Source organism: Streptomyces griseorubiginosus (assembly GCF_017614965.1).
Lineage (GTDB): Bacteria > Actinomycetota > Actinomycetes > Streptomycetales > Streptomycetaceae > Streptomyces > Streptomyces griseorubiginosus_B.
Genome location: NZ_WVUG01000379.1, coordinates 1 through 7536 on the forward strand (window position 1 = coordinate 1; position 7536 = coordinate 7536).

Genomic DNA, 7536 nt, shown 5'->3' on the forward strand with positions numbered 1-7536 from the left:
GTGGAGGAAGAGGCCGACCTTATGCGCGACGGGCTGGGAAGGGCGGGTGCGTGCAGCGCCGGTGCCCTGATCTGCGCGGCTGTGGTCGCGGCGTCGCCGGACTCTTTCGAAATAAACCGGAACTGACTGTGCACTTGCATCGTTGCAGGTAATGACAGGGTCAATTCACCTGAACGGAGGTACGCCGCGGTAGAGGGTGACGACATCCGTCCGGGCGAGATATGTTCGGTTGTGAGGAAAGGCGCAGGCCACGCCTCACGTACCCGAGTGCCGTGCTGCGGGTTTTCACCATCACCCGCGCTGGTGGAGTGGAGATCTTGCCCGCGGGGGAGGAGGTGGACGTCACCGAGTCCGTAGGTTCCGGAGATCACCGGAGCCTGGTGCAAAAGGGAGACGCTCCGCAGCGAGGCGGAGCGATCCGGGAACGGAGTTCTGCGTGGACATCGTCGTCAAGGGCCGCAAGACCGAGGTGCCCGAGCGGTTCCGCAAGCACGTGGCCGAGAAGCTGAAGCTGGAGAAGATCCAGAAGCTCGATGGCAAGGTGATCAGCCTCGACGTCGAGGTGTCCAAGGAGCCCAACCCCCGACAAGCCGACCGTTGTGACCGAGTGGAGATCACGCTCCGCTCCCGCGGTCCGGTGATCAGGGCGGAGGCGGCGGCCAGCGATCCGTACGCGGCGCTCGACCTGGCGGCGGAGAAGCTGGACGCCCGGCTGCGCAAGCAGCACGACAAGCGGTTCTCGCGCCGTGGCGCGCGTCGGATCTCGGCGGCCGAGGTCCCCGACCACGTCCCTGGCGCGGCGACGCTCAACGGGAACGGCCAGGCTGTCCACGAGGAAGACACCGACGGCGTACCCACCAGGAAGATCGGCTCGCTGGAAGTGAAGGGCGAAGGCCCCCTCGTCGTCCGCGAGAAGACGCATGTCGCCTCCCCGATGACGCTCGACCAGGCCCTCTACGAGATGGAGCTGGTCGGCCACGACTTTTATCTGTTCGTCGACTCCGAGACGAAGGAACCGAGTGTCGTCTACCGGCGGCACGCGTACGACTACGGCGTCATCCACCTCAGCACGGACCCGATGGTCGCCCAGGCGCAGTCTCCCGCGCCGGGTGGCACGTTGGGTGGCTGATCCTCGCGGCTGACAGTTGTGCCGGTGCCCCTGGAGCGCCTGTGCGCCCCCAGGGGCACCGGTGTGCGACCACTTCGCGTCCCGCTCTGTCACCGCGTTGTCGCCCGGGCATGGAATCATGGCCTCAGCGGCTCAACCGGTGGGCCGTTGCCTTGGGTTGGCGGATGGCACAGCACCACAGGCCACAGCCTTCAGGGGGAGGAACGATGGCGGACAGCTTCGGACCGATGCGGGACGAGGATGCCGACGGTGGCGTCGTCGGCATGGGCCCGGACGCGGGCTCTCCACGCAAGGAGCCGATCAGAGTCCTGGTCGTGGACGACCACGCTCTCTTCCGCCGTGGTCTGGAGATCGTGCTCGCGGCCGAGGAGGACATCCAGGTCGTGGGCGAGGCCGGGGACGGCGCGGAGGCCGTCGACAAGGCTGCCGACCTGCTGCCCGACATCGTCCTGATGGATGTGCGGATGCCCAAGCGGGGTGGGATCGAGGCGTGCACCTCCATCAAGGAGGTCGCTCCCAGCGCCAAGATCATCATGCTGACGATCAGCGACGAGGAGGCCGACCTCTACGACGCGATCAAGGCGGGCGCGACCGGTTATCTCCTGAAGGAGATCTCGACGGACGAGGTGGCCACGGCCATTCGCGCGGTCGCCGACGGGCAGTCGCAGATCAGTCCCTCCATGGCGTCGAAGCTCCTCACCGAGTTCAAGTCGATGATCCAGCGCACCGACGAGCGACGGCTGGTGCCCGCGCCGCGGCTGACGGACCGTGAGCTGGAGGTCCTCAAGCTCGTCGCCACGGGCATGAACAACCGGGACATCGCCAAGGAGTTGTTCATCTCCGAGAACACCGTGAAGAACCATGTGCGCAACATCCTGGAGAAGCTGCAGCTGCACTCCAGGATGGAGGCGGTGGTGTACGCGATGCGGGAGAAGATCCTCGAGATCCGCTGACGGGAGCCCGCTGGGCCTGGTTCAGCGCAGGGCGGCGACGAGCGCCCGGGTCACCTCCTTGGTGAGCGGCTCGTGCAGTTCCGGGGCGTCCACCCGCTCCACGCGTACGCTCGTGCAGCCCACCCAACTGGCCGCTTCCACCAGTGCTTCCGCGACGGCCGGGACCACCTTGGGTCCGTCCAGGGTGATTTGCCGTGCGATCAGCGTGGCGCCTTCGCGGGCGGGGTCGACGCGGCCGACGAGCCGGCCGCCTGCCAGGACGGGCATCGCGAAGTAGCCGTACACGCGCTTCGGTTTGGGGACGTAGGCCTCCAGGCGGTGCGTGAAGCCGAAGATCCGCTCCGTGCGCGCCCGCTCCCAGACGAGGGAGTCGAAGGGCGACAGCAGCGTGGTGCGGTGGCGGCCGCGCGGAGGTGTCTCCAAGGCCGCCGGGTCGGCCCAGGCCGGTTTGCCCCAGCCCTCGACCGTGACCGGGACCAGGCCCGAGTCGGCGATGACCGCGTCGACCTGCTCGCCCTTGAGGCGGTGGTAGTCGGCGATGTCCGCGCGCGTGCCGACGCCCAGGGACTGGCCGGCCAGGCGGACCAGGCGGCGCAGGCACTCCGTGTCGTCCAGTTCGTCGTGCAGCAGTGGCGCCGGGATCGCCCGCTCGGCCAGGTCGTACACCCGCTTCCAGCCGCGGCGCTGCACGCACACCACCTCGCCGTACATCAGGGCCCTCTCCACGGCGACCTTCGCGCCGGACCAGTCCCACCACTCGCTGGTGCGCTTGGCGCCGCCCAACTCGGTGGCGGTGAGGGGGCCTTCGGCGCGAAGCTGTTTGACGACCTGGTCGTAGGTGCCGTCGGGGAGTTCGTGGTTCCAGTGCGGGCGGGACCGGTAGGCGCGGCGGCGGAAGGCGAAGTGGGGCCATTCCTCGACGGGGAGGATGCATGCGGCGTGCGACCAGTACTCGAAGGCGTGGGGTTCGCCGGTCGCCGCGGTGTTCCAGTAGGCGTCCTCGACCGTCCTGCGGCCCACCGCGCCCAGGCGGGCGTACGGGATGAGTTCGTGGGAGCGGGCCAGGACCGAGATGGTGTCCAGCTGGACCGCGCCGAGGTGGCGGAGGATGCCGCGGACGCCTGCCTTGCGGTCGGGTGCGCCGAGCAGGCCCTGGGCGCGCAGGGCGATGCGGCGGGCCTCGTCTGCCGAGAGGTCGGTGGTGGGGCGCGGGGTCGTCATGGTTCGCACGATAGGGGGCGGGACTGACAGTGGCGGCTGAACTGGGGATTCGTCGACGGATGCCCCGGGGTTGGGCTCGGCGTGGGCTACTCGGGTTGTACCCGCGCCGGCAGGTACGGGGCCGTCGACGGCAGCCCCAGGTCCGAGGGCAGCAGGGCGCCCACCCAGGCGTCACGGCGTACGCCTCCGTGGATGATCGCGGAGCGCAGGGTTCCCTCGATGACGAAGCCGGCGCGCTCCGCCACCGCGCGGGAGGATCTGTTGCCTACCTCCGCGCGCCATTCCACGCGGTCGACCGACAGCTGGGTGAACGCCCAGCGGGAGACCTCGACGGCGCCCTCGGTGACGTAGCCGTTACCCCTGTGCTCCTTGGCGGCCCAGAATCCGATCTCGGCGGTGCTCAGGGAACGCATGGTCAGGCCGAGCATGCCCACCAGTTCCTCCCCTTCGGGGAGGAAGAGGCCGAAGGTGAGCATCGAGCCGTTGGCCCACCCCTCGGGGACGATCTCCTCTGTGAAGCTGCGCGCGTGCTCGGGCAGGTAGGGGGAGGGGATGGTGGTCCAGCGCTGGATGTCGGGGTCCTGGGCGGCGGCGTGCACCGCTTCGGTGTCCTGCGGGCCGACCGTGCGCAGCAGCAGACGGGCGGTGGTGAGCGTCACGGGTTCCATCGGCCGATTCTGCTCGGGGCCAGGCGCGGGACGCCATCTTTTTGCCGAGCGTGAGCGGGTGATCACAATTCGCGCAATTCGTCGGCGGGATCCGGCACCATCCGCGGGGCCCGTCCGTTGTCCCCTGTGAGCCCGTCCGTTGCCCGCTTTGAAGAAGATTTGAGGCGGTGCGCCGAGTGCTGAACGGTCGTCGTCACAGCAGGCCTCCCGACCGGGGCTGGTCCTCGCATACGATGGCCGTTGCTCAGTAAGTCAAATGGAAACCGACCGTCCCAGGCCCGACCGGCAAGGAGACCAACCCCCGTGTCCGTCCTCTCGAAGATCATGCGTGCAGGCGAAGGCAAGATCCTGCGCAAGCTGCACCGCATCGCGGACCAGGTCAACTCCATCGAAGAGGACTTCGTCGACCTCTCCGACGCCGAGCTGCGGGCCCTCACCGATGAGTACAAGCAGCGCTACGCCGACGGCGAGAGCTTGGACGACCTGCTGCCCGAGGCGTTCGCCACCGTGCGCGAGGCCGCCAAGCGCGTCCTCGGCCAGCGGCACTACGACGTGCAGCTGATGGGTGGTGCGGCCCTGCACCTCGGCTATGTGGCCGAGATGAAGACCGGTGAGGGCAAGACCCTGGTCGGCACCCTGCCCGCGTACCTGAACGCGCTCTCCGGTGACGGCGTCCATCTCATCACGGTCAACGACTACCTGGCCGAGCGCGACTCCGAGATGATGGGCCGCGTCCACAAGTTCCTGGGCCTGAGCGTCGGCTGCATCCTCGCCAACATGACGCCGGCGCAGCGCCGCGAGCAGTACGAGTGCGACATCACGTACGGCACGAACAACGAGTTCGGCTTCGACTACCTGCGCGACAACATGGCGTGGTCCAAGGACGAACTCGTCCAGCGCGGGCACAACTTCGCCATCGTCGACGAGGTCGACTCCATCCTCGTCGACGAGGCCCGTACGCCGCTGATCATCTCCGGCCCCGCCGACCAGGCCACCAAGTGGTACGGCGACTTCGCCAAGCTGGTGCTGCGCCTGAAGCGCGGTGAGGCCGGCAACCCGCTCAAGGGTGTCGAGGAGACCGGCGACTACGACGTCGACGAGAAGAAGCGCACGGTCGCCATCCACGAGTCCGGTGTCACCAAGGTCGAGGACTGGCTGGGCATCGACAACCTCTACGAGTCGGTGAACACGCCTCTGGTGGGCTACCTCAACAACGCCATCAAGGCCAAGGAGCTCTTCAAGAAGGACAAGGACTACGTCGTCATCGACGGCGAGGTCATGATCGTCGACGAGCACACCGGCCGTATCCTCGCCGGCCGCCGCTACAACGAGGGCATGCACCAGGCGATCGAGGCGAAGGAAGGGGTGGACATCAAGGACGAGAACCAGACGCTCGCCACGATCACCCTGCAGAACTTCTTCCGCCTCTACAAGAAGCTCTCCGGCATGACCGGTACGGCGATGACCGAGGCCGCCGAGTTCCACCAGATCTACAAGCTCGGCGTGGTCCCGATCCCGACCAACAAGCCGATGATCCGCGTGGACCAGTCGGACCTCATCTACCGCACCGAGGTCGCGAAGTTCGAGGCGGTCGTCGACGACATCGCCGAGAAGCACGAGAAGGGCCAGCCGATCCTCGTCGGTACGACGTCGGTCGAGAAGTCCGAGTACCTCTCGCAGCAGCTGTCCAAGCGCGGCATCCAGCACGAGGTGCTGAACGCCAAGCAGCACGACCGGGAGGCGACGATCGTCGCCCAGGCCGGTCGCAAGGGCGCCGTCACGGTGGCCACCAACATGGCCGGCCGTGGTACGGACATCAAGCTCGGCGGCAACCCCGAGGACCTCGCCGAGGCGGAGCTGCGCCAGCGCGGTCTCGACCCCGAGGAGCACATCGAGGAGTGGGCCCAGTTCCTGCCCGCGGCCCTGGAGCGGGCCGAGCAGGCGGTCAAGGCCGAGAAGGAAGAGGTCGAGGAACTCGGCGGGCTGTACGTGCTGGGCACCGAGCGGCACGAGTCGCGCCGTATCGACAACCAGCTGCGCGGTCGCAGCGGCCGTCAGGGCGACCCCGGCGAGTCCCGCTTCTACCTGTCCCTCGGTGACGACCTGATGCGGCTGTTCAAGGCCCAGATGGTCGAGCGTGTGATGTCGATGGCGAACGTCCCGGACGACGTGCCGATCGAGAACAAGATGGTCACGCGCGCGATCGCGTCCGCCCAGTCGCAGGTGGAGCAGCAGAACTTCGAGACCCGTAAGAACGTCCTGAAGTACGACGAGGTCCTCAACCGTCAGCGTGAGGTCATCTACGGCGAGCGGCGCCGCGTCCTGGAGGGCGAGGACCTGCAGGAGCAGATCGGCCACTTCATGGACGACACGATCGACGCGTACGTGGCCGCGGAGACCGCCGAGGGCTTCCCGGAGGACTGGGACCTCGACCGGCTGTGGGGCGCGTTCAAGCAGCTCTACCCGGTGCGGATCACGGTGGAGGAACTGGAGGAGGCCGCCGGCGACCGGGCCGGTCTGACCGCCGAGTTCATCTCCGAGTCCATCAAGGACGACATCCGCGAGCAGTACGAGGCGCGGGAGGCGCAGCTCGGCTCCGAGATCATGCGTGAGCTGGAGCGCCGGGTCGTGCTGTCGGTCCTGGACCGCAAGTGGCGCGAGCACCTCTACGAGATGGACTACCTCCAGGAGGGCATCGGCCTGCGCGCGATGGCGCAGAAGGACCCGCTGGTCGAGTACCAGCGCGAGGGCTTCGACATGTTCACCGCGATGATGGAGGGCATCAAGGAGGAGTCCGTCGGCTACCTGTTCAACCTGGAGGTCCAGGTCGAGCAGCAGGTCGAGGAGGTCCCGGTCGAGGACGCCGCTCCGGTCGACATGGAGAAGCAGGACGCGGTGCCGGCCCAGGCGGGTGGGCGTCCGGAGATCCGCGCGAAGGGGCTGGACGCTCCGCAGCGGCGGAATCTGCACTTCTCCGCGCCGACCGTGGACGGCGAGGGCGGCACCATCGAGGGCGACTTCGTCGGCGACGAGGAGCCGGTGCGCTCGGAGGCGGACGGCCTCACGCGCGCGGAGCGCCGCAAGCAGGCGCGGGGCGGGCGTCGCCGGAAGAAGTGACGGCGGCGACGGCGCCCGAGGCGTCGTAGCGGCTTTCGGGCCGGGTCATCCGAGGGATGGCCCGGCCCTGTTGCGTACGGTCGCCTAGTCGTCGTCGCGGGCGGCACGCGCGGGGCGGGGTCCGCCCAGCTCCACCGCCGTGCAGCGCCAGCGCAGATCGGTGCCCTGCTCCAGGCGGAAGGCCATGGCGCGCAGTTGCTCCCCGGCGCCGATGCGGGCGAACGCCTCGATGGCGCCGGGGCGCGGGACGCAGTAGCCGATGTCGCGGACGACGGGGCGGGTGCCGCGGGCGCGCAGGGGCCCGCGTTCGGCGAGCCGGGCCAGTTCGTCGTAGGCACGGCCCGCGGTGTGGCGGAGCATCCAGTGGACGGGCCGCTGCCCGCTCAGGACGGCGAGCAGACGGTCGGCGAAGACGTCGGTGGGGCGGGGCTGCGGGACGGGGCGCCTG

The 7536-nt window shown here is 68.6% G+C and carries 6 protein-coding genes; 3 read left to right on the forward strand and 3 right to left on the reverse strand.

Features of this window, described 5'->3' with window-relative positions; genetic code table 11:
- Positions 1-436: 436 nt before the first annotated feature.
- Together hpf and GRC12_RS39460 are read left to right on the forward strand one after the other, a co-directional pair.
- Positions 437-1129 (forward strand): ribosome hibernation-promoting factor, HPF/YfiA family, encoded by a 693-nt coding sequence (gene hpf / locus GRC12_RS46810; RefSeq protein WP_133046237.1) that lies wholly within the window; start codon positions 437-439, stop codon positions 1127-1129.
- A 206-nt stretch (positions 1130-1335) separates the two neighbouring features.
- A complete protein-coding gene (locus GRC12_RS39460; protein WP_030943352.1) occupies positions 1336-2082 on the forward strand; it encodes a response regulator in 747 nt (248 codons plus the stop codon).
- A 21-nt stretch (positions 2083-2103) separates the two neighbouring features.
- On the opposite strand, the gene GRC12_RS39465 is transcribed toward GRC12_RS39460, so the two are convergent.
- Complete coding sequence (locus tag GRC12_RS39465; RefSeq protein ID WP_208785281.1) at positions 2104-3303, reverse strand: winged helix-turn-helix domain-containing protein; 1200 nt, start codon at positions 3301-3303, stop codon at positions 2104-2106.
- Between the two features lie 86 nt (positions 3304-3389).
- Positions 3390-3971: a GNAT family N-acetyltransferase gene (locus tag GRC12_RS39470; protein WP_208785282.1), complete on the reverse strand. Its 582-nt coding sequence runs from the start codon at positions 3969-3971 to the stop codon at positions 3390-3392.
- Positions 3972-4274: 303 nt separating this feature from the next.
- Here GRC12_RS39470 and secA point away from each other — a divergent pair, with 303 nt between their 5' ends.
- On the forward strand, positions 4275-7088 hold the full coding sequence (secA, locus tag GRC12_RS39475; RefSeq protein WP_208785283.1) for a preprotein translocase subunit SecA: 2814 nt from the start codon (positions 4275-4277) through the stop codon (positions 7086-7088).
- 84 nt (positions 7089-7172) lie between these two features.
- Here secA and GRC12_RS39480 read toward each other — a convergent pair.
- Positions 7173-7536: Rv3235 family protein (locus GRC12_RS39480; protein WP_244374474.1), on the reverse strand; the 364-nt coding region annotated here is incomplete at its 5' end.

What these genes read in the sequence shown, in the direction of transcription:
- GRC12_RS39460 (WP_030943352.1), top strand. Translation starts at nt 1,336, where the DNA reads ATGGCGGACAGCTTCGGACCGATGCGGGACGAGGATGCCGACGGTGGC.
- GRC12_RS39465 (WP_208785281.1), bottom strand. Translation starts at nt 3,303, where the DNA reads ATGACGACCCCGCGCCCCACCACCGACCTCTCGGCAGACGAGGCCCGC.
- GRC12_RS39470 (WP_208785282.1), bottom strand. Translation starts at nt 3,971, where the DNA reads ATGGAACCCGTGACGCTCACCACCGCCCGTCTGCTGCTGCGCACGGTC.